Annotated in this window: 21 protein-coding genes; 5 read left to right on the top strand and 16 right to left on the bottom strand. The window is 47.0% G+C overall.

The features are described 5' to 3' along the window. Positions 1-211: 211 nt before the first annotated feature. Entirely contained in the window at positions 212-952 is a 741-nt protein-coding gene (locus tag EBR25_07520) for a M23 family metallopeptidase (GenBank protein NBW40837.1), read from the bottom strand. Positions 953-1,036: 84 nt separating this feature from the next. On the opposite strand from EBR25_07520, the gene EBR25_07525 reads away from it, so the two are divergent. Beyond that, a complete protein-coding gene (locus EBR25_07525; GenBank protein NBW40838.1) occupies positions 1,037-2,098 on the top strand; it encodes a hypothetical protein in 1,062 nt (353 codons plus the stop codon). 94 nt (positions 2,099-2,192) lie between these two features. Here the strand turns inward: EBR25_07525 and secF are convergent, their stop codons facing one another. The 7 genes from secF to EBR25_07560 form a co-directional block, all read right to left on the bottom strand. Then, positions 2,193-3,116, bottom strand: coding sequence for a protein translocase subunit SecF (gene secF / locus EBR25_07530; protein ID NBW40839.1), 924 nt, complete (start codon positions 3,114-3,116; stop codon positions 2,193-2,195). 50 nt (positions 3,117-3,166) lie between these two features. Next, entirely contained in the window at positions 3,167-4,699 is a 1,533-nt protein-coding gene (secD, locus tag EBR25_07535; protein NBW40840.1) for a protein translocase subunit SecD, read from the bottom strand. A 70-nt stretch (positions 4,700-4,769) separates the two neighbouring features. Further along, on the bottom strand, positions 4,770-5,267 hold the full coding sequence (yajC, locus tag EBR25_07540; protein ID NBW40841.1) for a preprotein translocase subunit YajC: 498 nt from the start codon (positions 5,265-5,267) through the stop codon (positions 4,770-4,772). 192 nt (positions 5,268-5,459) lie between these two features. Continuing rightward, complete coding sequence (locus tag EBR25_07545) at positions 5,460-6,338, bottom strand: hypothetical protein (GenBank protein ID NBW40842.1); 879 nt, start codon at positions 6,336-6,338, stop codon at positions 5,460-5,462. Positions 6,339-6,369: 31 nt separating this feature from the next. Then, positions 6,370-7,467 carry a tRNA guanosine(34) transglycosylase Tgt gene (locus tag EBR25_07550; GenBank protein NBW40843.1) on the bottom strand — a complete coding sequence of 366 codons (1,098 nt, stop codon included), beginning with the start codon at positions 7,465-7,467 and terminating at the stop codon, positions 6,370-6,372. Between the two features lie 79 nt (positions 7,468-7,546). Further along, complete coding sequence (gene queA / locus EBR25_07555; protein NBW40844.1) at positions 7,547-8,644, bottom strand: tRNA preQ1(34) S-adenosylmethionine ribosyltransferase-isomerase QueA; 1,098 nt, start codon at positions 8,642-8,644, stop codon at positions 7,547-7,549. 162 nt (positions 8,645-8,806) lie between these two features. Next, entirely contained in the window at positions 8,807-9,559 is a 753-nt protein-coding gene (locus tag EBR25_07560; GenBank protein ID NBW40845.1) for a slipin family protein, read from the bottom strand. A 242-nt stretch (positions 9,560-9,801) separates the two neighbouring features. Here EBR25_07560 and EBR25_07565 point away from each other — a divergent pair, with 242 nt between their 5' ends. Further along, positions 9,802-10,779 carry an ornithine cyclodeaminase family protein gene (locus EBR25_07565; protein NBW40846.1) on the top strand — a complete coding sequence of 326 codons (978 nt, stop codon included), beginning with the start codon at positions 9,802-9,804 and terminating at the stop codon, positions 10,777-10,779. 35 nt (positions 10,780-10,814) lie between these two features. On the opposite strand, the gene EBR25_07570 is transcribed toward EBR25_07565, so the two are convergent. The 5 genes from EBR25_07570 to EBR25_07590 all read right to left on the bottom strand — a co-directional run bounded on the left by EBR25_07570 (position 10,815) and on the right by EBR25_07590 (position 16,602). Further along, on the bottom strand, positions 10,815-12,614 hold the full coding sequence (locus EBR25_07570) for a sigma-70 family RNA polymerase sigma factor (GenBank protein NBW40847.1): 1,800 nt from the start codon (positions 12,612-12,614) through the stop codon (positions 10,815-10,817). A 186-nt stretch (positions 12,615-12,800) separates the two neighbouring features. Next, positions 12,801-14,180 carry a nodulation protein NfeD gene (locus EBR25_07575; GenBank protein NBW40848.1) on the bottom strand — a complete coding sequence of 460 codons (1,380 nt, stop codon included), beginning with the start codon at positions 14,178-14,180 and terminating at the stop codon, positions 12,801-12,803. A gap of 10 nt (positions 14,181-14,190) precedes the next feature. Then, a complete protein-coding gene (locus EBR25_07580; GenBank protein ID NBW40849.1) occupies positions 14,191-14,757 on the bottom strand; it encodes a hypothetical protein in 567 nt (188 codons plus the stop codon). Then, positions 14,741-15,958, bottom strand: coding sequence for a bifunctional phosphopantothenoylcysteine decarboxylase/phosphopantothenate--cysteine ligase CoaBC (coaBC, locus tag EBR25_07585; GenBank protein NBW40850.1), 1,218 nt, complete (start codon positions 15,956-15,958; stop codon positions 14,741-14,743). The genes EBR25_07580 and coaBC overlap by 17 nt, the downstream gene beginning before the upstream one ends. Then, positions 15,955-16,602, bottom strand: coding sequence for an MBL fold metallo-hydrolase (locus EBR25_07590; GenBank protein NBW40851.1), 648 nt, complete (start codon positions 16,600-16,602; stop codon positions 15,955-15,957). The genes coaBC and EBR25_07590 overlap by 4 nt, the downstream gene beginning before the upstream one ends. Before the next feature lie 233 nt (positions 16,603-16,835). Here EBR25_07590 and EBR25_07595 point away from each other — a divergent pair, with 233 nt between their 5' ends. Further along, positions 16,836-17,759 carry a sensor histidine kinase gene (locus EBR25_07595; GenBank protein NBW40852.1) on the top strand — a complete coding sequence of 308 codons (924 nt, stop codon included), beginning with the start codon at positions 16,836-16,838 and terminating at the stop codon, positions 17,757-17,759. Beyond that, entirely contained in the window at positions 17,756-18,415 is a 660-nt protein-coding gene (locus tag EBR25_07600) for a DNA-binding response regulator (GenBank protein ID NBW40853.1), read from the top strand. Before EBR25_07595 ends, EBR25_07600 begins: the two co-directional genes overlap by 4 nt. A 132-nt stretch (positions 18,416-18,547) precedes the next feature. Here the strand turns inward: EBR25_07600 and EBR25_07605 are convergent, their stop codons facing one another. Further along, positions 18,548-19,831 (bottom strand): serine--tRNA ligase, encoded by a 1,284-nt coding sequence (locus EBR25_07605; GenBank protein ID NBW40854.1) that lies wholly within the window; start codon positions 19,829-19,831, stop codon positions 18,548-18,550. 121 nt (positions 19,832-19,952) lie between these two features. Between EBR25_07605 and EBR25_07610 the strand changes: the two genes are divergently transcribed. Beyond that, positions 19,953-22,364, top strand: a complete 2,412-nt coding sequence (locus tag EBR25_07610) for an ATP-dependent RecD-like DNA helicase (protein ID NBW40855.1) — start codon at positions 19,953-19,955, stop codon at positions 22,362-22,364. Positions 22,365-22,412: 48 nt separating this feature from the next. On the opposite strand, the gene EBR25_07615 is transcribed toward EBR25_07610, so the two are convergent. Continuing rightward, the gene (locus tag EBR25_07615) at positions 22,413-24,671 is read right to left on the bottom strand and encodes a phospholipid carrier-dependent glycosyltransferase (GenBank protein NBW40856.1); all 2,259 of its coding nucleotides are present in this window, start codon (positions 24,669-24,671) and stop codon (positions 22,413-22,415) included. After that, positions 24,668-26,458, bottom strand: a complete 1,791-nt coding sequence (locus tag EBR25_07620; GenBank protein NBW40857.1) for a hypothetical protein — start codon at positions 26,456-26,458, stop codon at positions 24,668-24,670. The genes EBR25_07615 and EBR25_07620 overlap by 4 nt, the downstream gene beginning before the upstream one ends. Positions 26,459-26,644 lie beyond the last annotated feature (186 nt).

The raw sequence follows: 26,644 nt of genomic DNA on the forward strand, positions 1-26,644 counted from the left end.
AATCATGCCGGGGGCGTTCTCAATTTTTCAAATGCTCAAGACCAGAGGCATGATTCGAAGCAAGATACCTCCCCCACTAAAGATTTCCCTGTTGTGCAAGAGTAGCATACCCGTGACAGTTCAATAATTCTCGACTTCGAGAGCTCAAAACGCTCTATAGTCTCACTTGGCCAAAAGACGGGGAAATCCCTTGAGAGCAGCCAAAAAGTTCTTATTGAGCAGTCAGTAACAAAGGTGTCTTTTTATCTGGAAAGAAGAGAAATGGATCGACGGCAACGTACTTCCCTTCTCCATTCCGTACTCGTGTTTCAAAGTGTAGGTGGGGGCCAGAAGCACGGCCTGTCATACCGACTTCTGCGATTTTCTGCCCCTGCCTCACCGGATCACCCACCGATACAGCGTTCCTCTTATTGTGTGCATAAGCAGTCATAAAATCGTCCCCTCGGATCACGACGATTTTTCCGTAGCCCGACATCCCTTGTCCGCTGTAGACAACCTCGCCATCGTGTGCCGCGAATATCGAATCACCAAGCTTTCCAGCGAGATCTATTCCCTCGTGAAACGAAGACCATCGTTTCCCAAATCCAGAGTTGATCTTGCCTTCCAGAACCAAGGGCCACTGAAGATTTCGAACATACTTTTTTGCGCCCTCAAGTATCTCTGCTCCGCCACTCTCAACCCCACGATGCATCAACTCTTCAAGGTACCGCTCAGGGAAGCGAATTCTTTGTCCGGGTCTTAAAATACTTTCTCTCTTTAAGGCGTTTATTCTCCGAAGCTCTGTGAGACTGATGGCGTAGCGGCGTGAAATCTCCGTCAGCGTATCTCCAGTTTTTACGATATAGACTACCCGTGGAATTGCTCGAGGAGGGCGAACCATTGAGCATCCGCCCACCAGAGCTAGAACGATAAAGAACGAGCATACTTTTCGAATTTTGTGGAAGTCTATCATATCGAATAGCTTTCCTTAACCGAATCAAGTGCGCAATCCGCTTCTTCAGTAGACAGATTCATAAGAAGTCGACACACTGAAAGAGTGACGTATTTGAACTATTATAAAGTTTTGGGGCTTCAAGCAGACGCATCTGATGCGGATATCCGCCGTGCGTATCGAATCCTAGCCCGGCGCTATCATCCAGATGTTAATCCGGGTGCTGATTCCGCTGAGAAGTTCAAAGTTATTGCCGAGGCCTATCGTACACTCAGTAATAGTAGTAATCGGCAGCAACATGACGAAACGCTGCGTGCACGCACAACTCAACGCGGATACAAAGCCTATACAGAAGAGATGAGAAAACAGTTTCAAGCGCAATCAGAGCACATAATGAAGACCAAGAGCTCTCGATCTAAACGTCGTCACCACAAAACCAACCCTGCTGTGACTGAGCCAAGTACGCGAAAAACACTACTAGACAATCTTTTGAAAGCGTCTCGATTGACCAAGGAACGCATAAAAAAAGTAACTCCCTGGAGCTCGCGAGAAGATTTTACAGCGAGCTCTAACGACACCAACGGAAAAGATGCCTATGCACAGAGTCTCCTTGTTGTCGAAGTGCATGTGACGATCGAAGAAGCGATACATGGGGCCAAGAAAAAAGTCGATATTCCTCAAGGGAAGAACACCAGTTTGAGAATCTCTTTACAAGTTCCTCCAGGAGTCACGACTGGTAGCACTGTGCGCATGCGTAGCCCCAAGTTAAAAGGGCAAGAAATACTGTGTATCGTTCAGCTTCAACCACACCCTTACCTTGAACTGAGCGAACAAGGTCTGGAGTTGGAGCTTCCCATTTCAATTTCAGAGGCATATTTTGGAACAACGATTGACGCACCGACTCTTCATGAACCTGTGAAGATTGCTATCCCAGCCAAGTCTGCCAGTGGAGAGAAGATTACTCTCAAAGGACAAGGACCCGAGATGCGTGACGGAAAACGCGGAGATCTGATATACCGGCTAACGATTGCAGAGGTATCGGGAGAAATTTCGGTGGATGAGCAGCGATTCCTTCGTGAGCTTTCTGAAAAAAGCGAGCTTTCTCCTCGGGGACATCTTCCCCGCTCTCTCTTCCTCAATACCGAGAGTGAACCTCGAAAGAACTAAAGAAAACGAGAATCTTCGCCTAGCCTCCTAGAAGTGAACCTATGCCGTCTAACACTTCTATGTGTTCCTCGCAGGTAAAGCCTGTTGATGGCGCTTACGCTGCAACCGCACCAGGGGTTCGTTCAGTTTTTGAGCGCAGTCCCTCCCAGGCAAGCGCCACGGGAGAAGCGATAAAAATGGTGGAATACGTTCCAGAGAGAACTCCAATAGACAAGAAGAATGCAAGTTCTGCTATGGCCCCACCCCCGAAAACAAGCAAAGCAACGGCAGAAAAAAGTGTCAACACACTGGTAATCACGGTACGAGAGAGAGTCGCACTAATACTCTTATTGATGATTGTAGCAAGTGGCACATTATCTTTTGACTTGAGAATATCCTCTCGCACACGGTCAAACACAATAATCGTATCATTCACAGAGTAACCAACGATGGTAAGAGCTGCTGCGAGAGTTGCAACACTAATAGTCATATCGTTTGCGAGATAAATTCCCATCGTAATTATCACATCATGGAAAAGAGCAGCAACGGCACCGATAGCAAAAGCAAGCTCAAATCGAAAGCTAATGTAGAGCAACATCCCAATCAGCCCCACAATGATCGCAACCATCGCATTTTTTTTAAGCTCTGCACCTATCGTAGGTCCGACAAAGTCGGCCTTTAAGATCTGGTATTTCCCTTCATATTTCAGATCTAAGGCAGCTGAAATATCAGCTTTAACCTTGTCTGACGACTCATCACTCGAAAGCCGGAGGGAATATTCAGAATTCTGAGATTCAAATGATTGCACCACCGCGTCAATACCAGCTTGCTGCATAACACCACGAAGGTCACCTGATGAGGCATCCTGCTCTATTTTTACAACGAGCTCATGACCGCCCAGGTAATCAATTCCATATTTTGATTCCCCAAGTTGAAACCACTGATAGGCGGAAAATGCAATCAAAAGAGATGACAGCAAAAATGCTATGTATCGCTTTCCTAAAAAATTGACCTGTAAATTTGAGGGGATAAGTTCCATGCTCTTACTCCAGCTTTAAAAACAATTACCAATTACCGCTCTGCCTCTCCTTAAATAGAAAGGCCATCCCGCCCCCGCAGCGGAAAGAGATCAAACGAAAGCTTCGCGACAAATGTTGCACAATAAATAGTTGTTAATATTCCTATAGAAAGGGTGACAGCAAACCCTTTAATGGGTCCTGTTCCAAAGTAAAAAAGTACAAGACCGGCTAAAAGAGTCGTTATATTCGAGTCGATGATAGCCGACAGAGCCTTCCCAAAGCCGACCTCAACGGCTGCGTCTCTCCCCGCACCCCTTCGGAGTTCCTCACGAATACGCTCGAAGATAATGACGTTGGCATCAACAGCCATACCCACAGTGAGTGCCAGACCTGCAAGCCCTGGAAGTGTCAGAGTAGCACCAAAAGCCGAGAGCCCTGCTAACACAAGCAGGATATTCAGGATCAGTGACGCAACTGCGACTATCCCTGACTTCTTATAGTAGGTGATCATAAAAAGTAGTATGGCTACAAAGCCAACGATGATCGCTAGAATCCCTTTCTCTATCGACTCCTGACCGAGGGTCGGACCGACAGTGCGCTCTTCCAGCACCTTCAGCGGAGCAGGAAGTGCACCAGCACGAAGCACTACTGCAAGCTGCTTCGCCTCTTCAAAACTAAATCCACCAGAAATAGAGGCACGACCTCCAGCAATTGGCTCACGAATTACAGGAGATGAGTACTCAACGCCGTCCAGTATAATAGAGAGCTGCCGACCCACTCCATCAGTTGTGATCCGACGAAATTGCCTCGCACCTTCCTTGTTGAGTGTCAGTGAAACCTCTACTTGCCCGGAACCAGTTGAAACTCGCGCATCATCAACTGCCTCTCCTGTCATCTGAACTTCGTCTTCCACCGCTACAAGAGCTCCCTCTCTTGTTCTCACTTGCTCAGCGAATGCTCTCGTTGTTGCACTTGGATGGAAGCGAAACTCGAGCTTAGCAACTGAGCCCACTATCTTTTTCACGGACTCTACATCCGATGCCCCAGGCATTTGAAGAATAATGCGCTTGGTTCCCACTTTCTGGATCAATGGCTCTGAGACTCCAAACTGATCGACTCGGTTTCTTAACGTCTCGATAGCTCTATCGACAGCACTCTTTTCTATGACCCGTGCTTCCTGATCACTCATTGAATAGAGAAGGCTAACCTTGGCTCCGTTCTGCTGTTGACGCTCAAACGTGAGTTGGGAGTACTCGTCTTGCATATAATTGCGAGCTTCATCAACAGAGCGACTACTTAAGAGCGTAATCTCAAGCTCACGAGCTTCAGTTGCTCGCACCCGTTGCACTGGGACTTTTTTTGCGCGCAAATCCCTTCGAGCAGCACTTCCCATCGACTGCAAATGGCTCTTTACTGCCTCTTTAACCTCCACTTCGTAAACAAGATAGACTCCGCCCTGGAGGTCAAGGCCTAGAGACAACGGCTTCGAAATCCAATTCGAACCATCAAACTTGCTACGGAAAAATGTCGGTACGAGAAATGCCAACGCAATCAGCACTACCCCGCTATACACCACTATTCGTCGCTTTAAGTCACTCCCCATCAACTACTCCCGACATTACTTGACACTTCTGGTCTACCGATAATTAAAAACTTACCTTGCACGTTTTTTATCATGCTGATTGTTTGCTCTTCGATCGCTTCGCGTTGGACGGAACGCTCGCAGAGTCACTCGCCTCCTTCTCGACTCGCCCTAATACCGCTTGTCGCTCAAACTTAACCTTCGTTCCATTTGCGATCTCTAGCATCACGTAGTCGTCATGAACCGATACGACTTTGCCGATAATACCTGCTTGGGTCTTCACGAGAACTCCACTCTTGAGATCGCTCAGCATCTTTTCATGGGATCGGTGTTGCTTTTCCTGCGGTCGAAGCACCATAAACCAAAATATAAGAAAGACCATGAGAAACAAAGGGAGGAGCTCTCCAAGTTTCTGCATGATAAGTGAACCTCCGCCTCCAGGAGCTGCACTTGCAGCAAATGCAGTTGGATCTTCAAACGATGGGTCCTGAGCGAGGACCTCCAATGGACCAACATTCAGTAACACTGCAACGCAAAAAATAAGAATGCTTCCTATTTTGATAAGCTCGTTGAAATTCTTCTGTTTCATTCGTCGTTTACTCCTCTTTCTCGCCCTATCAAACGATGATTTTCCTCTCCTTTCAAGAGGAGGAACCCCCGTTACCTCTTCACTTCACATGAATTCTTCTATTCTTACCACAGAACCAATAGACCATACATCTCGGGCTTCGCCCTATACCACTGAAATTGCTTGCTTTTTTGCACAATCTCCCAGTCCTAATTACTCATAGCGACCGTAAAAGGCATATGCTCCAGCACCCTCTGAGTTCACAATAAAACCCTCAATTTGGCGATTTTTATTCAAAAGAGCCCTTTGAGGGTCTCTAACCGAAAAAGTGAGGGCTAATCCTGTTTGATCAAGCGCACCACTCTCAAACCTATAGCCGGGGCCTATGTATGCACCCACACCCTTCGGAATCCCGGAGCGTTTAAGTTTCTGGGGACTAGCTTTCAATACTAGCTGCTGCTGACCATCTCCTCCCAAGGCTTGAGTTCTTTCAAATTGAAAGAACTCTGGTTCAGGAACTTGGCGTGCAAACTGTTCATAAAGAGGATTCTGACTACTCTCTCGTACGCGAATCATCGGGAGCTGTATCGACGTCTCCCCACTTTTAGGAATACAAACCTCAGCAGAGCACTCTAGCCACTTCCAGTGTAAAACCAGTGGAACCACATCACGATGCTCCTCTGGCATTGCTATCTCAGAAAATACAACAGAGAAAGCAGTGTCATACTGAAAACTGAGACCTTCATCAGCAGCGTGTTCTTTGATATTCGGTATCGCCCATCGAGCCGTTGCTGGAGTTTCTGTACCACGAATTGAAAAGTGGAACTTCGTTGGCAGACCAAAGACTCCGGGCTCTTTCCAGTAGATATGCCAATCAGCTGGCACAGAAAAATGCGCTACGATGTCCAGCTTTTCTCCGGGCAGCACTTCTGTGAAGCGAGGTATAAGCTGAATTTCAATCTTAGAGCCACTCGCAAGGGCAGTCCTTCCCAAAAGACTCCAGCTCAGGATTGCTGCGCAGAAAACACGCATCATCACCGCAGTCAAGAAAGTCGATAACGAGAGATCCCTGCCTCTAACGACTTGTCGCATCACCTTACCTCTTCATTTCTAAACGCGATGATTATTTCCCCTTCACTGCTTCACGAAAGGCTGTCCACCGAGCCCGCTCTTGCTCTCTTAACTGGGAGAGACGACCCGTGTGGATCGCCCGGCGAATTGTTTCCATCCACCGCATATAATAACGAACATTATGTATACTCATCAACTGAGGTCCAAGCATTTCTTCCACTCGAAAAAGATGATGTAGGTACGCCCGAGAATATCGCCTACACGCCAAGCAATCACAATGCTCATCAAGAGGCTGCGAATCTTCACGAAAGCGCACGTTTTTAATATTCAAAGTCGGTTCTTCGCCAGATATAAATGCTCGACCGAATCTGCCAGAACGAGTTGGCATAACACAGTCAAAAAGATCCACTCCGCGAAATACGGCCTCAACTAAATCTTCAGGAGTGCCTACGCCCATCAAGTATCTTATACGTTCATGCGGTAACTGTTGCGGATGAAACTCTAAAATTCGATACATCTCTTCTTGAGATTCACCAACACTTAACCCACCAATGGCATATCCATCGAACGGCAATCCAGAAAGATGTGCGGCAGAATCACCCCTGAGCCGATCATGCAGCCCTCCTTGAGTAATTCCAAAAAGAGACATGTCATGACGAGTCTTTGCTTTCAGACACCGCTCGAGCCATCTTTGCGTTCGAGACAGAGAGAGCGCAGTTTCATCATATGAGAGATCCGAGGCAGGACACTCATCAAATCCCATGGCAATATCAACACCCAGCTTTTCTTGTATTTGGATTGAACGCTCGGGGCTGAGAAACAACTTTTGTCCATCAATGGGAGACTGAAATCGAACTCCCTCCTCTTCTATCTTCCGGAGTTTCTGTAAACTAAAGACTTGGAACCACCCACTATCACTTAATACAGGACCGTTCCACGCCATAAACTTCTGAATGCCTCCCATCTTCTCCACGAGGTCCTCGCCTGGCCGAAGCCAAAGATGAAAAGTATTCACAAGAACAATCTGAGAGCCGAGAGATGTAATGGTATGTGTATCGATTCCCTTGACCGATGCTTTTGTTCCTACAACCATAAAGTTGGGCGTCTGGAAAGACCCGTGAACGGTCTGGTAAGTCCCGAGTCGAGCCATTCCGTTGTCGAAAACACCTGTGTCCCCAGCTGGCTCGCCATCCTCCTTGGATTCGTGTGATGAGACAATCGAAAAACGATTATTCAATGAACATTCCATCGCCATAACTCAAAAATCGATAGTCATTCTCCAATGCCAAGTGATAAGCACTTCCGAGTAAGCTTCTTCCAAGAAATGCCTCCACCAAAAGAAGGTGGCTGCTCCTTGGCTGATGAAAGTTGGTAATCATGGCATCAACGAAAGAGAATTTATAACCCGGCTTAATGAAAAGCTGAGTAGAGAACTCTCCACTCTGAAATTCAGTCGGTAAAGAAAACGCAGTCTCAAGCAAACGAACTACGGTAGTACCAACAGCAACGATGCGGTTTCCGTTCTCTTTAAGGGAAAGAAGCTCCTGTGCTGTCTCAATCGGAAGATATCCTTTCTCAGACCCAGGAGGAACAAATATTGACTTCCTTACGGCACTCTCTACCTTCTTTTCTTCGTTGGCATCTTCCCAGACAGAGAGGAAACTTGCAGGTCCAACATGGAGTGTGACCTCCACGATTTTCACGCCATTACGACGAAGTGCGGACAGCAAGTCATTTGTAAAATGGAGACCTGCCGTCGGGGCTGCTACTGAACCTTCAAAGCGAGCATAAGGAGTTTGATAGTCTCGCTCATCACGAATATCTCCCCGTCCGTCCCGAATATATGGTGGAATGGGCATTACGCCAAGGTTATACACATCGTTGGAATGCTCAGAGTGAAATTGAAGCTCGACAAAATAGTCTCCCACTCGTTGCACAACTTCTGCGGATAATCCATCCCCAAACTCTAATAACACTCCTGGCTTCATTTTTCGGAGCGGCTTTCCCATCGCTTGAAACCTTGCTTGACCAAGATCCTCTGTAAGGAGAAATTCACAAGGTGCTCCACTACTCTTCAAAGAGCCAAATAGACGCGCTTTTACAACTCGGGTATTGTTCAGAACCAAGACGTCTTTCTCTCCTAGTAACTCAGGGAGAATAGAAAATTGCGAGTCATGAAACTCTTGTTTCTGACGTGCAACTACTAGCATCTTTGCATCATGAAATGGATAGCACGGTCGATCTGCTATCCGATCCTCTGGGAGGAGATAATCATACGGTTGCTCATGCTCCGCTTGAATCGCGTTTTGTTCTTGATTGCCATCCATAGTGGCTATATTGCTCCGCTTAATCCACCGTGTAAAGGACTGGAGCGCAAAACGTAACCCGTAGTTCCAATAGCACCTCAGCTTCCCTGGTCAGGACAATACTACCAACTCGCAATCCCACCAACGAGAAATGCCATCAACCAGAGGGTAGGCAGTGAGGTGTTAAGACGGTTTCGAGTACTTTTTGAGAATATCCATGAACTCCATTGGAAGCGGAAAAACAATCGTAGAATTCTGCTCAGTTGCTATCCCCTTCAAAGTGTCAAGATAGCGCAACTGAAGTGTAATGGGCTCACCCGCCATCACATCTGCTGCCTCACGAAGTTTCGCTGCTGATTCATATTCACCGATAGCTTGAATGACTTTTGCTCGTCGCTCACGCTCAGCCTCGGCTTGCTGTGCCATGGCCCTCTTCATCTCTTGCGGCAGATCAATATCTTTCACCTCGACCGTTGAAACTTTTATACCCCATGGGTCAGTTTGCTTGTCTATAATCTCCTGAATTCGAGTATTAATTTCTTCACGCTTTACAAGAAGATCGTCAAGCTCTACCTCCCCACAAACACTCCGCAGGGTCGTCTGTGCGATCTGGCTCGTAGCAAACAGGTAGTTCTCAACCTGAATTTCTGCCTTCGCTGGATCCATGACTCTAAAATACAATACGGCATTAACCTTAATAGTGACGTTATCTCTGGTAATGACGTCTTGGGTGGGGATATCCATAGTGACAACGCGCTGATCAATCTTCCTCAGCTGCTCAACAAAGGGAATAATAAAGACAAGCCCAGGCCCTCTGGTTGAACTATACTTTCCTAGGAAAAATACAACGCCACGCTCGTATTCCTGAAGAATATAAATTGCCTTAGAAAGAATTAACAAAACAAAAATAAGTACTATAACAACGACTGAAGACATGAGACTCCTGAATATTTTGTGTGAAGGCAGGCTACAATCTCTCCTTAAGGGGAACAAGAGAAAAACCATGTCGTCACCCCACACAAAGAGAACAGCTGCTTTCTAACCATTCGAATTCATGAACCTTTCGAACTGCGCCTTGTCATGACCCATCATTTTTTATGGAATGATGAAAAGATGGCTTTTGTTGATGGGCTGACACCGTATACCGTTATGGTACTGAAGAGACTTAGGAGCAAAGGGTGTCCGCGAAAAAACTACTCTACCTGTCAAAGAGAGACTTAGAGGACATCGCTCTTCCGATGAACGAAATCGTCGCGGCTCTCGAGCAAGTCTTTCGTGAGAAGGGGCGTGGTGAAGTAGAAATGCCACCAAAGCCAGGCATTCATCCGCAAGAAGACTCCAGCATTCGTGCCATGCTCGCGTATATACCAAGCCTGAAGACCGCTGGGGTAAAGTGGATATCCGGATACGGAAGGAATTATATCGCCGGCCTGCCCAATATTAACGGGCTTATTATCCTCAACGATCCGAAAACAGGCGTTCCGAAGGCTATTATGGATTGCACCTGGATCACAGCAATGAGAACAGGGGCAGCAACTGCCGTTGCCGCAAAATACCTTGCAAAAAAAGATTCAAAAACGTTAGGAATTATCGCTTGTGGCAGACTGGGAAGAACAAACGTAAGAGCGCTGCTCAATACGTTTAAGCTAGAGAGAGTCTATGCGTATGATATTGATTTTCAGCGAGCAAAGATATTCGCAAAAGAGGTTCAAGAGTGGTGCCCCGCCGAAGTAATCCCCGTACGTACGGTAAAGCGAGCGGTAGAAGAACTCGATATCGTCGTCACGAGTGGACCGATTGTTGATAAGCCCGAACCGCCGATTAAAGCTGCTTGGCTTAAGCCTGGCTCATTCGGATGTGCTCTTGATTTTGATGCATCCTTTGAACCAAAGGCGTTCTCACAGGCACAACTCCTCGTTACTGATGACATCCCTCAATTTGAGTACTTCCGAGGGACTGGATACTTCAAGCAAACTCCTGAGCCCCACCTCGATCTGGGAAAACTTGTCGCCGAGCCGAAGCGACGGCGGCGAAATCCTGCAACACGAACTCTGAGCATTCAGCTGGGAATTGGGATTCTCGATATAGCGGTGGGCAAACTCGTATATGACCGGGCCTTGGAAATGGATGATATTGGGACCGAACTTCCTTTTTAAGCCTTGAAGAGACCTGTTGAAATATAGCCATCACTCTATTCGTCTACAGGAGACGAAAGATCTATCGAGAGCCCTCTTCTATCCGATAATCTTCTAAAAGTCTGAATTGCCTTCGTTGCAATAATCCCAGCCTGTTGCCGAGAGACACCCAAAATCTTTCCAATCTCTGAGAAAGTCAGCTCTGGCTCTCCATACAATCCAAATCGATGAACTATCGTTATTTGCTCGCGCATGGGAAGTTGGCCAAGTATTTCCTTTACTAGCTCACTGCGCTCCTGTAGCGCAACGCGCGTTGGCACATCTAGCTCCTGAGTCTTTACATTCTCTTCAATCGCTCGATCGATTGAGGACACACTCTGCGAAGCCCGTTGAGCGTTCTTCCATCTTTGATTTGAAAACTTAAGCTTCTTAATCAGGAGCGCATTATCCACTCTCCAATCCTGGCTATCGCCAAGCAGAACTTTTTCTTTTTTAATTTTTTTTGCATCTCGACGGACGGCCTCAGGCACATGAATAAGAGAGGCTTCTTTATGAACAGAACGAGTAAGGGCTTGACGTATCCACCATGTTGCAAAGGTGGAAAAGCGCTTATTCGCGGAAGGATTAAAGCGATGAGTTGCGCTCACTAGCCCCTGATTCCCAATCATAATCAGGTCTTCTAACAAGAAAGGGGCCCTCAGAAAATTCTTTGCCTCTCTGAGCACGAGTCGATAGTTCTTGGAAGCAAGCACGTCAGCACCATCAGTCCAAAGTTTTTGGGATTCAAAAAACTGCTTTCCTACCCTCAAAAACAATGAGAACGGCATAGCCTCTCGACACTCTATCTCTTTAATGGCATGCCTTATACGGCAAAGCGCCTCGGCATCAGAAGGATCAGTCGGTTTAGGGCAATTCGAAACACTCTCAGCGATATTGTCCTCAGGATTTTGCCCTCGAAGATGACTCAATAAAGTCTCTAACGTCATTCCAAATCGCTGCGAAAAGCACTCTCCAGTTTTGATGGCATCCGAAAACCGGGAACAACTGCTTTTAGTACTCACTCCTTCAAATTCCGTTGGACTAAGCAGCACATCAAGTTGTCGAGGAGAAAGCCTTGATTCCAGCGCTGACCTATCACTCCGACTTACTCCTCTCAGACCAGATTCCTGAATCCTGCTTCTTATCTCTATCAGCTCCTCACGAGACAGTGGGACATCGCGAAGCATTTCAGAAACTGGCAAGAAGACATTCTCCACGGCTTGAACAAAGATTTTTTCTGCAATGGCAATCTTTTCAAGTTCTAACCCCTTCGTATCAATAGAGCTGTTCCGATACGGATTCTGCTTGGACTTCTCTCCAATATCGGAAAGGACAGAACGCAACCATTCTGAATTATTCTTCAGACGAGAATGATAATCAGCCTCACTTATCCTTCCCTCTTGATGCTCCTTTTTGGACACCATATTTTTGCGATAGAGGTCGAGCAACACCTCCTTCTTTGCTTCGAGCTGCTGCGCTCCATTCAAGATTCTCAACGGGGGATGCGCAAAGGACATGAGCATAGAAGGGAGCTGTAATGCGTGTTCGAGGCAAACAGCCTGGTTCGTCACTATCTGTTGAGCGAGCTCTCTCTCTTGTTTTCTTGATAAAAGTTCATGGCGCCCAAGAGTCAGAAATAGGGCATTTTTTGGCGCATCCAGAAAGCTCTCTCGCTCTTCTTTACTCAACGTGCCGACATCGCTCAGAGTGGGCATTTGCAAAGAGCTCCGACCAGTGATGCGAAGGCTCGGCAAGGAGGCACTCTCACAAGAGAAGCGATTCTCTTCTTGATACTGAACTGATTCCCTCTGAATCACATGCTACCCCACCATGAAAGACCACAATCCGGCAAGTCTCACACATCTTCTCTATCTGAAACAAAAATCGATACTAAAGTGCTGATTTTGCAAACAACTTCTAGCACCGCCTCCTTTGAGGCTCGATACCTCGTTTCTTCCTCCCAAAGGGCTTCAATGCTGAAAGACAGCCTTTCCCACAACCCTTTATTCGTCGGTAAGCGCTTTGATTTTTAACTTCATTCCCGGCATCACCCCCACTATTCGAGCGGATTCTCCAGCTGGGATAATCCCGGACTCAGTAGTTGCATTCCATAACTCACCATTAACAAAAATTTTACCATGAGCGGAGGCAGTTTCTCGAACCTCACCAATCTGTCCGATCAGTCCCTCAGCACCCGTAAGGGGCTCTTGTTTGCGAGAGCGAGCAGCAGCTCTTATAACGAAGAATAAGTACGTCCCCAGCACTGTTCCAATGGGAAAGACCACTGATTTTGATACTACCAAGCCAGGTGCCTGGGTAACATCAACGAGATAGAGCAACCCGAGCATCATCGAGATAATACCCCCCGCCGCAAGAATCCCTGATGCGAAGAAAAATTCAGCTGTGATTAAAAGCCCTCCCAAAACAAGTAATACTAATCCGCCTTGACTAAGAGGAATAATCTGAGAAACAGCTAATGCGAGGACTAAAGAAATCACACCGAAGACACCTGGAAAAATCAATCCAGGATTATAAAGCTCAATTGAAATTCCTGTTGTTGCTATCAACCAAAGAATCGCAGCAACGTTTGGATTCGATAGAACATTCAGCACTTCATCTCGAAAATCGATAGGGATTACCCGAATTGGGAGGTCAGAGTAATCTTCAAGACGAGAGGTGTTCTCTTCAATTACGACCTCCCTTCCCGCCGCTTTTTTTATCAGTTCACGTACGTCAGCCGCTACATAATCCACAACTCCTTGCTCAACTGCTTCGCGGTCAGTCAGTGAAACGCTCTCTCTGACAGCCTTTTCTACCCACTCGATATTGCGACCACGCTGCTCCGTCACCGACTTTACAAGGGCTGTGGTGGCTTCTTCGACCTTCTTTCGCATGTCTCCTTCAATATCCTTACCGTCCCCACTGACGGGATGTGCTGAACCGATACTTGTCCCTGGGGCCATAACCGCTACATGCGCGGCCATAGTGAGGAATACTCCAGCTGAGGTAGCGGTTCCCCCAGTTGGGGAGATATAAACCACTATTGGCACCTTCGATTGAAACATGGCTTGAATCATTCTTTGAGTTGTCTGAAGAATGCCTCCAGGAGTATTCAACTTGACGACAAGCAGCTTTGCTCCACCGTTTTCTGCTTCAGAAATGGCATGCTCGAGATAACTCTGTGTGCCAGGTAAAATCATCATATCCATGTCGATAACTGCCACATATCCCTCTGACTGAGATGTGTTGGCTCCAGCTGCATTACTTTCAAGAGCCCAGACATAGCGATCTGTTTCCGTTCCAAGGAGTTGTCCACCGAGATATTGGCCAATCGCAATAAGCCCAAAAAAGAAAACGGTAATCCACCTGCTGTAGCACTTCATCCTCAATTCCCTAATTATCCGTTGACGAGGTCAGAAGCTGCTGCAAATCATTCCAGAAAAGACGCTTAGTCCCTGGATCGTCAACTACGGTTCGTAAGTCTATCGTCTGAATAATCCTTGAAAAACACCCCTTCTTTCTCGCAAGAAAATTTTTCAGGGCGACAGATGGCTCCCCAAGTATCATAGCTTGTGGAAGCCCCTCTAAGAGTCGCTCATCACGCTCAAGCGGAGAATAGTCAGACGACAATTGCTCATCAACGAGGAGACATTCCGCCACTGACCACTTTAACCCCTTACGAATAGCAGCTTGTAAAAGCGCTGTGTGTTGTTCAGAAAGGGCTGCACCACTCGAAAAAAATACACACTGTAGAGGCGCCGTTCCGCCAAGGGAAAGATGAATACGGTCTGAACTTCCAGCTTCTGGCGACATCCCGCCTGTAGCCTCTGTAGCCTCTGTAGCCTGAATATATTCTTCAGGAATTCCCCCCGGGAAAGCAGATTGCCACCGCGAAAGGTATTGATAGAAATCCTCCAGAGAAAGTTCGTCTTCTTGGGTACGCTTAGAGTTTTCTGACATGGTGAAGTATCTTCTCTGCAACTCGATTCTTATAACTGGTAGCAACTTCCGTTTCTCGACCATGCTTATCAACAATCCAGACTCGGTTGGTCTGAAGCTCAAGAGATTCTTCAGCAAGATTACCTACAATCATATCTACTTTCTTATCGGAAAGCTTTTGTTGTACAGAGGCTACGAGATCTTCAACTTCCCCAGTTTCTACCGCAAACCCGACTAACTTTACTTGGGAACCATTTTTTTCACGCATGCGGCCTAATTCCGCCAAAATATCAGTATTGGGCTCAAGACCAAGGGAAGATGGAAGTTCCCCCTTCTTTAGCTTCATCTCAGATGTGCGCTTTGGTCTTACGTCCGACACTGCTGCTGCCATGATAATAACATCTGGAGCTTCGCCAGCTTCTGGAAATGCTCTCTGAACAACAGCTCGCTTCATATCTTCAGCCGATGACACAAATGATGTCTCAATTCCCGTCGGCAATTTTGCTTTTACGGGACCACAAATGACTTCCACCTGGGCTCCCCTCCGAAATGCTTCGCGCGCAATCGCAACACCCATCTTTCCAGAAGAACGATTTGAGATAAATCGAACTGGGTCTAGCGGCTCGCGAGTCGGCCCAGTGACAACTAATACTCGCTTCCCTACATACGATCCATCTCCGAATGCCTTCAACGTGTGGTGAAAGATATTCCATGGTTCCGACATCCGTCCACGGCCCCGCCAGCCACACGCCAAACGACCTTCTCCCGGCTCAACGAATAGCACCCCACGTTCTTTCAAAATTTGAAGGTTGGTTTGTGTTGCCGGATTACTAAGCATATTTACATTCATCGCGGGCGCCATTAACACCCTTGTCCGGCTCGCCAAAAGACTGGCGAGTAACGGACTGTCAGCAATCCCAGCTGCGTACTTCGCAATTACGTTTGCCGTGGCGGGAGCGATGACAAACAGGTCCGCCCAATCTGCGTATTCGATATGACCAATCCCGCACGCCTCTTCTTGCTCCCAACTACTCAACACTGGATGCCCAGTAATGGTTTGAAACGTCAAGGGAGCTATAAATTTCTCCGCTTGCTCTGAGAAGATTGCCTTCACTTCAAACCCTCGTGTTACATACCGTCTTGCAAGTTCAGCAGCCTTATAGGCTGCGATGGAACCAGTGACTCCTAATACGATTTTATTCCTTGCTGAATGCGTCGTCATACTCCCCTCACAAATGGATTGGCTCTCTTCTCATTTCCCACAGATGTGTCTGGTCCATGTCCTGGAAGCACCCTTGTGGCATCAGGTAATGAATATATCTCCTGCCTAATACTCTCTAACAACTGCTCGTGATTTCCTCCTGGAAGGTCTGTTCTCCCAATTGAACCCGCAAAAAGCGTATCCCCAGCGACAATCACACCGAGTGCCTCACACACAAAGACCAGATGTCCTGGAGAGTGCCCCGGAGTGTACCTTACCTCAAATTCAACTCCCCCAAACGAGAGTTTTTCCCCACCTTCTAGAAAATGATCCGGCTCTGGACAGTTCCTCATTGCTCCTGGAGGCAATTGGTACATTTCAGCGATACTCTCCACCCGAGAGCGGTACTCGTGCTCTATACGATGCCCGTAAAGAGGCACCGATTTATAGTCGAGGAGATCCGCTACTCCTCCGCAATGATCCAGGTGAGAATGTGTCAGCCAAATCGCCTCAAGAGTCAGCTGTAACGACTCAAGCCGTGAGATAATCTCGTTTGCGTCTCCTCCGGGATCAACAATAACCGCACACTGACGCTCATCATCCACCAGGATACGGCAGTTTTGCCCAAGAGGGGTTACCTCAATCGTCTCGATTCTCACTCCCATACCGACGCCTTCTCCGAAATCCCCATCTCTTGCTCTTCCTCTTCGGTGAGCCCATGCCCGCTGAGCACGAACCATCCGAGAACCGCTGCAAAAATTCGTGTAAAAGCAGCATGTTAAGCTGCAAGCCGTCTCGTTTCTGAGGATTCCCCCAGCATAGTAGCACAACCAACCTAAAGTCGTAATAGCGGGGTGTAACCTTTCTCTTCGCGGCGTGAAGCCCTATTATTCCCCCTATGGAAAGTGAACGGTCTAAAAAACGCCATTATTCTAGCTATCTTCTGCGATTCTTAGCGGGAGCTTGGCTCCTGTTTACGGTGGCTCTCATTATCTGGTGGTATATCTTCAGCCAGCGACAAATAGAACGGCTTTCCCAAGCTGGGGGGGTCATTGCTGATGACCTGATCCGCAACCAAAAAATGCTTATGTGGGAGGGTGGAACTCTCTTATGTTCCTTAGTTTTGGGGGGAGCGGCACTGCTTTATTTCATAGTGCGCGATCAAAAACAGACACAGCGACTGAAAGAGTTCTTTTTAACCTTCACGCATGAATTGAAAACACCAATATCAACGCTTCGTCTTTATGCAGAGTCATTACATGAAAGCCTTGAGAAATCAGAACTCGCCGAACCAAGTCGAGATCTCATTCGAGAGGTAGATAGACTTTCCTTACAACTTGATAACTCTCTTGCTCTGGCGCTTACTCCTGATAGCCGCCTCCATCTCGAGACACTTTCCCTCAGTGAAGTAATCCGACCTCTGCGCGATGAATTCGATCAGCTTTCTATCGAGACTCCTGAAGACATCTCGCTCTTTGGAGACATGCAAGGTGTGGTTACTATTCTTCGAAACATTTTCAAAAACTCTCTAACCCATGGGAAAGCAACAAAAGTTGAAATCTCACATGAGATAAAGGGAACCTCTCATCCTTCTGTGATTATTGCGATTCGGGATAACGGAGCAGGTCTTGCAGACCAGAGACAACACTCGCTCTTGGGACATAAATTTCAACGACTCTACAGAGGAAGTGGCTCAGGCATCGGACTCTACCTCTCCAAACAACTCGCCGAGAAAATGAATGGTTCACTCGTATTTCCCCATACCGAAGCTGGGTTTTTAGTGCAGCTTGAACTCCCACTTGTATCACTGGGAGGAGCATGAGGTCCATTCTGATTGTCGAAGACGACAAAGCACTCCTCAAGATTATGAATCAACGCCTCCGAACCGCCGGATATGAAACGCGCTCAGCTGAAACACTGTCGGAGGCTTGCAACCTCCTCTCGACGAACCAGTTTGTACTAGCACTCATTGATATTGGGCTCCCAGATGGTGATGGGTTTGAACTGGCTCGTATCATTGACTCTCAATATGCCTTCCCTTTCGTGTTCCTGACAGCCATGTCTTCACCAGAATATAGACTTGAAGGCTATGAACTCGGCGCTGCTGACTACATTCCAAAACCATTTCATTTTAAGGAGCTCCTGCTTCGAATAGAGAGAATTATTGGCGCACAAAAACAACTCTTACCTCTAGAGGTTGATGGAGTTCATCTCAACCCCAATACTTATGAACTCACTCCCAAAGATGGCGAAGTAATTCGACTAACAGAAAGAGAGTTCTCTCTGCTCTATCATCTAATTGACTCCTCTCCTCGCATAATTTCACGGCAGGAGGTTTTATCCTCGCTTTGGAATAATCAGGAAAAAACCCCCGCCCGAGGTGTTGATAATGTGATTTTGAAACTCCGACAGATTGGAGACGGCATAATATCCAGTCGGATACTCGCTGTTCGGGGTATTGGTTATCAGTGGCTCTAATAAAGGGGCTCTAATAAAGGGGCTCTAATAAAGTGGCTCTAATGAACAGGCTCGCTACGCCGACACCAAAACCCTAACGTCCCCCCAGATGAAGCAGACAAATCTTCAGCCTGATAGCTTATAGAACCACACTCAGCTGGATGGAGGAATAATGCGTTCTTGTCCTCCCATATAGCTTCGGAGCGCCTCTGGTATAAGCACCGTGCCATCTTCTTGCTGATGCATCTCAAGCAGTGGAATGAGGACTCTCGGCGTCGCTATACAAGTATTATTCAGGGTGTAACAATAGTTGATGTTCCCGTCTCCATCTCGATATCGAAGCTTAAGCCGCCGAGCTTGAAACTCATAGAATGTAGAGCAACTATGCGTCTCTCCATACTTCTGTCGAGATGGCATCCAAGTCTCTATATCGTGCTTAAGTACCTGTCCCTGTCCCATATCTCCCGCACACACCGTTGAAACTCGGTAAGGCAGTTCAAGTTTTTGAAGCATTAACTCTGCGTTATGCAAGATTGCCTCATGATGCCTAAGGCTCTCATCCTTGTCAGCTTTACAGATGACCACTTGCTCAACCTTAGAGAACTGGTGGACTCGGTATACGCCGTGGGTGTCCTTCCCGTAACTCCCTGCTTCACGACGGAAACACGGCGAGATTCCAGCATAGAGCTTGGGCAACTCACTCTCGGAGAGAATCTCATCCATGTGGTACGAAGCTACTGGCACCTCGGAGGTCCCGATGAGATAATGGGAATCATCGCGCACATCGAGATGAAACGCCTGCTCTTCCCCTCCAGGAAAGTAGCCAGTCCCCTGCATCGCCTCATAGAGAACGACTAACGGTGGATCAAATAATGTAAAACCTGCCTCATATAAGAGATCCATCGCAAGGCGAAGTATCGCTTGTTGAAGCCGAGCGCCATCGCCTTTCAAAAAATAATTACGCGCACCCGCTACTTTCACCCCTCGTTCAATATCGATAATATCGAGATTCTTTCCAAGCTCGACATGATCCTTTAATGGAAAGGTAAACTGCGGAACCTCACCCCAGTGCCTCAACGGAACATTGTCATCTTCATCTTTGCCGTCGGGAACCTGCTCATCAGGAAGAGATGGTATTAACAACTGGATTTTTTCCCACTCATCCTGTAGCTCTTTAAGTCTTGCTCCTTCCTCTTTTACATCTCCCGAAATCACTTTCATCCGAGAAAGCATCTCGTCTTTCGCCTCGCCAGACAGCCCTCGCAATTCTTTGTTGCACTTATTTTGCTCTGCGCGTAGCTCTTCAACTTTGTTCTTGAGCCCTCGATATTCCTGATCGAGCCTCAAAAATGACTCGATGTCGACTTGCATACGTTTCCTCCGAGCCGCATCAATGTAGAGTTCAGGTGCTTCACGCAGGTGTTTGAGATTGATCATAAGTCGTATCCTAATCTATAACTGTAGCGGGAAATAAATATCCCCAATGGCAGATTCTCCTGTTCAAAGCGTGGATCGCTGGTAGAATCATACTCGCTTCTCAATATAGTGAAAGTTTCTAATGGATAAAACCAGAGAATCGAAAGAAGAGGAAATTACTGGGTCTGACCTGGGCACCCCCTCTGCGCAGCGCCCAACGTCAGCGAATTCTGTAATGCCTCGTGGCGTTATCTCAGCCTCTGAGCTTCAAAAAGGAGGCGGATTTCAGAAAAATGGGGGTACAAACGCTCCTCGCCGCGAAGCAGCTCAACACTCAACCCTGAAAGTAAACTCACAGCTCGAAGTAATACGAGGAGAGGTCGAACGGGTTCGATTCAAAAAAGCAGAGAGTGATTTCGTCATTTTTGAACTCAAAGCAAAAGACACGCTATCTTCTACTGTCGTTGTTGGAAATGGTGCTGACATCGCTGCTGGTCTTGAGGTGATCATTACTGGGGAATTTGTAACCCATCCGCGCTTTGGTGCGCAGTTTAAGGCGAGAAATATTTCCATAGTACCACCAAGTTCCACAGATGGCATAACGAAGTATCTCGCGAGTGGGGTAATTCCTGGCATTGGTCCGACCCTTGCTCGTAGAGTTGCAGAACACTTCGGCGGAGAGACATTAAATATTCTCGAGAGGACTCCTGAAAGGATTCAAGAGGTGTCGGGAATTGGTTCAAGTAAAGCACACGCGATTGCGACATATCTTGAAGAAAATAAATCACTGCATGAAATCACGAGATTCCTGACAGAGCATCATATCCAACCGGGTCTCGCAAATCGCATCTATAAACGGTATGGGAATCGCTCCATTGAGCGCTTAAAACAGAATCCCTACCTGCTTGCGCGCGATGTTGTTGGCGTTGGTTTTAGAACTGCCGACTCCGTAGCACTTCGACTTGGCATTGAACTAGAGTCTCCAGAACGACATAGAGCTGGACTTCTTTATAGCCTCGAAAGAGCACGCGATGATGGGCATTGTTTTCTCCCTCGTGAAGCCCTGTTTTCCTCCTGCGAATCGCTCCTCGAGACTCATCCCTCCCTCGTTGATCACGAACAGAGACTGCGCGAACTCCTCGAAGAGAAGCTTGTTTCTACGAGAGATGAACACGTCTATCTTACATCACTCGCTCATGCAGAAGAGTATATTGCTACCTTTGCAGTAGAAAGACTGACGCCTCGCAAAAAAATGCTCCTTGATGAGCTAGAGATGGAAAAAGCCATACGAAGAGTTGAGGGCGACCTTGCTATTACATTTAGCAATGAGCAAAGAAAGGCAGTGCATGCTGCTCTTTCCTACCGTTTGCTCCTCCTTACTGGGGGACCAGGCTGCGGGAAAACAACTGTCACCCGTGCTATTGTGGAAGCGTTAGCAGAGGCGGGCTGCAATATTGCACTCACGGCTCCTACTGGAAGAGCAGCGCAGCGCATGTCTCAGGTTTGCAATCTCCCTGCGAAGACAATTCACCGGCTTCTTCGTTTTGACCCATTTACTCGGCGGTTTATTCACAACGAGTCTTTTCCGATTGAACAAGATGAAAAGCAAGTAGATGCAATTATCGTCGATGAGTCGTCGATGATAGACCTTCTCTTAGCTCAATCACTGTTTTCTGCCATACCACATAACGCGACAATCATCCTTGTGGGAGATAAAGACCAGCTCCCGTCTGTAGGACCTGGAAGAGTGTTTGGTGAGCTCCTGTCTATTACCGAGATTCCAACCATTACCTTATCCCAACTCTATCGTCGGGAAGAAACATCGAGAATCAATGACATCGCATATCAGATTAATGCTGGTCTAGATCCACAAATTCCAGAACCAGATGGAGTAACGAAATCAGATGCATACTTCCTTGAACGCACTGATTCAGAAGAAGCTGCTAGTACCATTGAGCGACTCTTCATAGAACAAATCCCGAAGAAATTCGGCATTGCACCCGGTGATATTACTGTATTAACTCCCTCAAATCGGGGGCCACTTGGAACTATTCAACTCAATGAACGACTGCAACGAGCTGTACTTGGGCAACACGATCGAGCATTTACCCTGACAAATTCCGATATCTCATTCTATGAGGGTGACAGAGTATGCCAGCGAAAGAATAACTATCAGATCGATGAGTTTGGTGTCTTCAATGGAGATACCGGAACTATTGTAGAGATAGATGATTCGGGCAAAGAGCTCACGGTAGAACTTTGGGATGGGAGACTCATCAATTACTCTGAGAATGACATTCAGCAACTCACCCTGGCTTATGCCCTTACTGTTCATCGGTCTCAGGGAAGCGAAATCCCGTGTGTCGTTCTCGCTCTCAATGAATCGCACTACACGCTTTTAGAGCGCCAGCTCATATACACAGCTGTAACTAGAGCAAAGAAGCTGCTAATCGTGGTAGGTTCGCGAAAGTCGCTTTCCCTTGCCAGTAGAAGAGCACAAAGTAAAAAGCGCTTTTCTAGCCTCAAAGGGCGAATAGAAACCATTTTACGCTAAATATCGTAGGGCAAGAGTGCCCATGAAGTGCTCAGCTGAGTGTTGCCGTTAAGAAGGGATCTTTGGAAGACGAAACAGCAATATGTCAGGATTATGAAACCCGTACGTGCCTCCACTCGACTTCACACTATGCACGAGCTCTCCATCCCGAAGAACCCGTTCGATTCTCCGTCGGACGAATTCATCAGTGCGGGGCTGAGAAAAGTATCTATCAAACCAGAGGCTAGAGAGAAGTAAATAATCGAAATTCGCAGCGGCCAACCTCTCTAGCTCCAACTCCTGTCCAATCCGGTCACTCGGTGCATAGGTAACTTGGAAGTGTTCTTGAGATAGCTCAGGGGAATATTGCTTATGATCGATATAAATCCGACTCCCATGCGGAATCTCTCTCTCAATCCAGCGCGCCATCTGCAAACGAGTATCTGGAACAAGCTCTTGATGCAGAATACGTGTTGTAAAAAGAGGCACAAAGAGAGACAGTCCACTCACTAACAGAAAGCTCTTCTTTTTCGCAAACATCTGATCAGAAAAGGCTCCTATTAAGAGCGCAAAATATGGAAGGCACGGAAGAATATATCGCTCTGGTTGAGGAGCAGGTTTTGCCTTTACATACTCTGCTGGAAAATAAAATGCGAGCAGCACAGCAATAACAAGCAATGCGGGCATGTTCCTTTTGCGCAAGAAAAATCCAAACGCAATAAGCCCAAGGAAGAATGGTGGCGCGGTTACCCCTTTATAGAGGCTCCTTTCAACATGATACATCCAGTATTGAGACCAAGGAGTGATCGCAAAGAGGTGCCCATTTTGCATATGTTGCTGCTCGAAGAGAAAGTCTTCCACAAATTTTGTCGAGTTCAGCAAGACATACGGAGAGCACACAAGAAATGCAAGAGGAACAGCAACGAGGGCAAGCACAAGGGCAAACCATACTTTTCGATCCCGGGGAATCCATCGACCCTCTATAGCCAAAGCGCCCAGCACTGGAATTACAGCTGACATCAAGCCAGAGTATTTTACGGAGGCAGAGCAACCTGCTGCGATACCTGCAAGTACTAACCAAAAACTTTTCTTACTTCTCAATGCATAGACGGCAAATAGCGTAGAAAGTAGAACAAAAAATGTGAGCAATGAGTCCTCTTTGAGATACCGACTGCATGTAACATGCAGTGGAAAAACGGCAAGTAAAGAAGCAGCGAGCAGCCCCGCTCTGGTTGAAAAGAGCTTTTTTCCGATGAGATACGTGAGCACGATTGAAAAGATGCCCGCTAGAGCACTTACGAGTCTCCCTGATAGAATAAGGCTCTCTTGAAAGGCGCCAGAGAAAAATCCAAATGCATGACCAGCAAGATTCAAACCATACGTGCAATAGAGAAGAAGCGTTGGATGAAGAAAATAATTGGGGTCGGGCGTTCCGCTATTATACATACGCATAACAGCATTGAGCTTCGCCACCTCATCAGGATGATAATTCAGTGGAAGACCGAAAGAGATGCCAGAAAATCGAAAGTAGCTGCCCAAAGCAACAATCAAAGAAACAAGGCACGCCCTGCCCCACCTTCGCTGCTTGTCGACTGCTGAAACTGAGTTGCCTTCGTCAAGCACCGTTTGAGCCAAAGATGCGCCAAAAAGCATCACACACAAGACTCCCCATAGTGGAAAGAGCCTACTGAACGGTGCCAGTTGAAGTGTACTCAAAAGCCATCCACTACATGTCAGAAGAATCAATCCAACAGGCACACGGTATGAAATTGGTGCGATTTCAAGTGCCAACAAGACGAGGAACAACACAAAGGCCGTAATTAACAAAACAACTTGTGGAGCAACAACTGGAAAACCCAGCTTTGAGCCGAGAGAAAGTCCGCTTAATTGAACTCCTAATTTCCTCTGATCGGCACCGCCAGGGGTGAAGGGATTGAAAACCCGAATCACAACTGTTCTCGGTTCGCACCCACCCGTCAAAAAGAGGCGAACCGTGGTATCCTGCAACACTTCGAGTCTTTTTATCTCTTCCCCACAGAGCTCAAATGATAGCAGAGCAGGGGGCTGCCCCTCTGGACGCCAACTCTTCAGACTTAAATCTATCCGATTCCCTCTCTGAGAAAGCCGAGGCAAACGTATGGTAGCTCCATCCTCAATCCATCCATCGCGAGCGATAGAGGAGAAGGCATGATGATCTTCGTGTGGTGTCAAATAGGTTGGATATCCAAGGGTAAGCCCGATGAAAACGGCTATCACACCAAAAAATATCAAGGAAAGAAATCGTTTGTACTTCTCGCGTTTTGCTTGAATGCTTGTACCAAAATTCACGATACGTCTCCTGTATCACCTTGCAACCATACACCCAGAGCATGAATATCAACGATGGCTGAAAAATCATCCCGGAATACTAGTGGAGGAAAACTCCCCGTAGCTACCTTAGAGGGAAGCTGTTTGTAGGCATAACGCTCTGGCTCTAGCGCTGTTAACGAACGAACAAGTGCTCCTAAAGGAGGGTGAAAGCTCTCTTTCTTGAGCTCTTCTGGGTAAAACCGCTTCCGTCGAAACACAAAATAATCAATGCCTTCAGGATACAGAAGGTCATATACCTCCTGCAAACTCTGAGCATAGTGTGCTCTGAAAGAGACTTCCAAGCGTCGCTCTATTTCTTGGCGATACCGAGAGTAAAACGGATGATAGGTCTCATTCGTTGCATACGCCCTTCGTTCTCCCAAAAGCATCATCCCATCGATTAGCCGTGGCTCACCTGCAAATAGCGAATCTCTCGACGTATATTCTTTTGCCCACAAAAAAAGTTTGCCGTGCTTGGTATATGAGTAATTAAAATTTGCAGACCCCTGCAATCCACTACCAGAGCCGAGAATGATGAATCCAGCTAAAACAAATAAGCCCAAGGCTCCCCTCCAGGAATTTGTTGGCGAATGAATCTCATCGGTTGCTTCTCGTTGCCGAGAGTCAAACACTCTCCAGACCAAAATAGGAAAGGTCATTATCCAAAATAAACCAAGTGGAAACTGGAGATGCCGATTTGGCACATACAACCAAAATGCAAGTGGTCGCGATAGAAGGTAGACAATCAGAATAGAAACAAGAAAAGCATAAAAAATACCGGGAAGAGATGATCGCTTACGAGCGACTTCACACGCTATCATTCCAACGAACAACAACAGCACCAGAGCTGGCATATAGTACTCAACGAACGGCCCTGGATTATACAAGCGCCCCAAAAATGGTAAAAAACCAAAGGTCAGAATCTCAGCTGGAATCGTCGGAAAAGGGAGGAATGCAAATCGACCATCCGGGACCTGAAACTGCGGCATATCAACTGCCTCTGCAAGGCTTACCATCTGACCGACATCTTCAGGACGCTGAACAACAAAAAATGTTACTGCAGCATATACCGGTACTAACACCACAAGACGCCAAAACGGCTTCGACATCTCTCTCTGCCCACCGACAAACAATGAAACAAAAAGCCACAAACCGTATGCGACACCACAGACAAAGGCTGTTGGAGGATTACTGAGACATCCAAGGAAAAGGATGATCAGTATCGCGGTATGATTTTTCCTGAGAGCAAAATAGCAGATTGCCGGTATGAGCACTGCTGCCCATCCACGCGGTAATCCGCCAGTCATTCTTTGAATGAGATAACGGCAATGTAGGAACCAGATAACACTAAACAGTGCTGCAGGAGTGCTAGCACATCGCCTTACGACCGCAAAGAGAAATGTGGCTGCTAACAATACTTGAATGAGCATCACCCAATGAGCCGCCATCAAGACATCTCCTGTGAGCCACGTCACCAGAGCACAAAACCCATAATGTGCAGGAGCAAGATAGCCCCTCATCGTTTCATAGATAAAGTCTCCCTGAAACACTCCAGGATTCAATAATTCATGAAAGGGGAACCATTGCTGCAACGCATCATCAGTTGTCCAGCCAGGATGAAACCAATAGGGCAAACTTTCGATAAAGTGATACAGGTATACAATGAGGAGCACAAAAAAGATAAAAGAGATGGCTGGGGTATTCACAGCACCGTGTAGCACTGCTCTTCCTATCCCCGCGCGCGTATGATTTTCAACCCTCTCCATCGCTTAATACTTTATACTGTGTGAGTAGCAATTCAAGGACATGCTCTCCTCAATCTGAGCTCTTCAACTGGATTGGACCTACTCAACGAATAATATGGAACTCTTTCCTCTCTCGTCAAACGACTCACTGACTCACCTCATCCTGAAGGCTATACCCCCATGAAGAGCTAATCGGGCAATTGCTGA

The organism is bacterium, assembly GCA_009926305.1.
Taxonomy (GTDB): domain Bacteria; phylum Bdellovibrionota_C; class UBA2361; order UBA2361; family RFPC01; genus RFPC01.

Excerpts from the sequence above, each read along its gene's own strand:
- EBR25_07560 (NBW40845.1), bottom strand. The coding sequence starts at position 9,559 with ATGTCTTCAGTCGTTGTTATAGTACTTATTTTTGTTTTGTTAATTCTT.
- secD (NBW40840.1), bottom strand. The coding sequence starts at position 4,699 with ATGGGGAGTGACTTAAAGCGACGAATAGTGGTGTATAGCGGGGTAGTG.
- yajC (NBW40841.1), bottom strand. The coding sequence starts at position 5,267 with ATGAAACAGAAGAATTTCAACGAGCTTATCAAAATAGGAAGCATTCTT.
- EBR25_07550 (NBW40843.1), bottom strand. The coding sequence starts at position 7,467 with ATGGCTCGACTCGGGACTTACCAGACCGTTCACGGGTCTTTCCAGACG.
- EBR25_07575 (NBW40848.1), bottom strand. The coding sequence starts at position 14,180 with ATGAAGTGCTACAGCAGGTGGATTACCGTTTTCTTTTTTGGGCTTATT.
- EBR25_07545 (NBW40842.1), bottom strand. The coding sequence starts at position 6,338 with ATGCGACAAGTCGTTAGAGGCAGGGATCTCTCGTTATCGACTTTCTTG.
- queA (NBW40844.1), bottom strand. The coding sequence starts at position 8,644 with ATGGATGGCAATCAAGAACAAAACGCGATTCAAGCGGAGCATGAGCAA.
- coaBC (NBW40850.1), bottom strand. The coding sequence starts at position 15,958 with ATGACGACGCATTCAGCAAGGAATAAAATCGTATTAGGAGTCACTGGT.
- EBR25_07520 (NBW40837.1), bottom strand. The coding sequence starts at position 952 with ATGATAGACTTCCACAAAATTCGAAAAGTATGCTCGTTCTTTATCGTT.
- EBR25_07610 (NBW40855.1), top strand. The coding sequence starts at position 19,953 with ATGGATAAAACCAGAGAATCGAAAGAAGAGGAAATTACTGGGTCTGAC.
- secF (NBW40839.1), bottom strand. The coding sequence starts at position 3,116 with ATGGAACTTATCCCCTCAAATTTACAGGTCAATTTTTTAGGAAAGCGA.
- EBR25_07590 (NBW40851.1), bottom strand. The coding sequence starts at position 16,602 with ATGGGAGTGAGAATCGAGACGATTGAGGTAACCCCTCTTGGGCAAAAC.
- EBR25_07580 (NBW40849.1), bottom strand. The coding sequence starts at position 14,757 with ATGTCAGAAAACTCTAAGCGTACCCAAGAAGACGAACTTTCTCTGGAG.
- EBR25_07620 (NBW40857.1), bottom strand. The coding sequence starts at position 26,458 with ATGGAGAGGGTTGAAAATCATACGCGCGCGGGGATAGGAAGAGCAGTG.
- EBR25_07600 (NBW40853.1), top strand. The coding sequence starts at position 17,756 with ATGAGGTCCATTCTGATTGTCGAAGACGACAAAGCACTCCTCAAGATT.
- EBR25_07605 (NBW40854.1), bottom strand. The coding sequence starts at position 19,831 with ATGATCAATCTCAAACACCTGCGTGAAGCACCTGAACTCTACATTGAT.
- EBR25_07595 (NBW40852.1), top strand. The coding sequence starts at position 16,836 with ATGGAAAGTGAACGGTCTAAAAAACGCCATTATTCTAGCTATCTTCTG.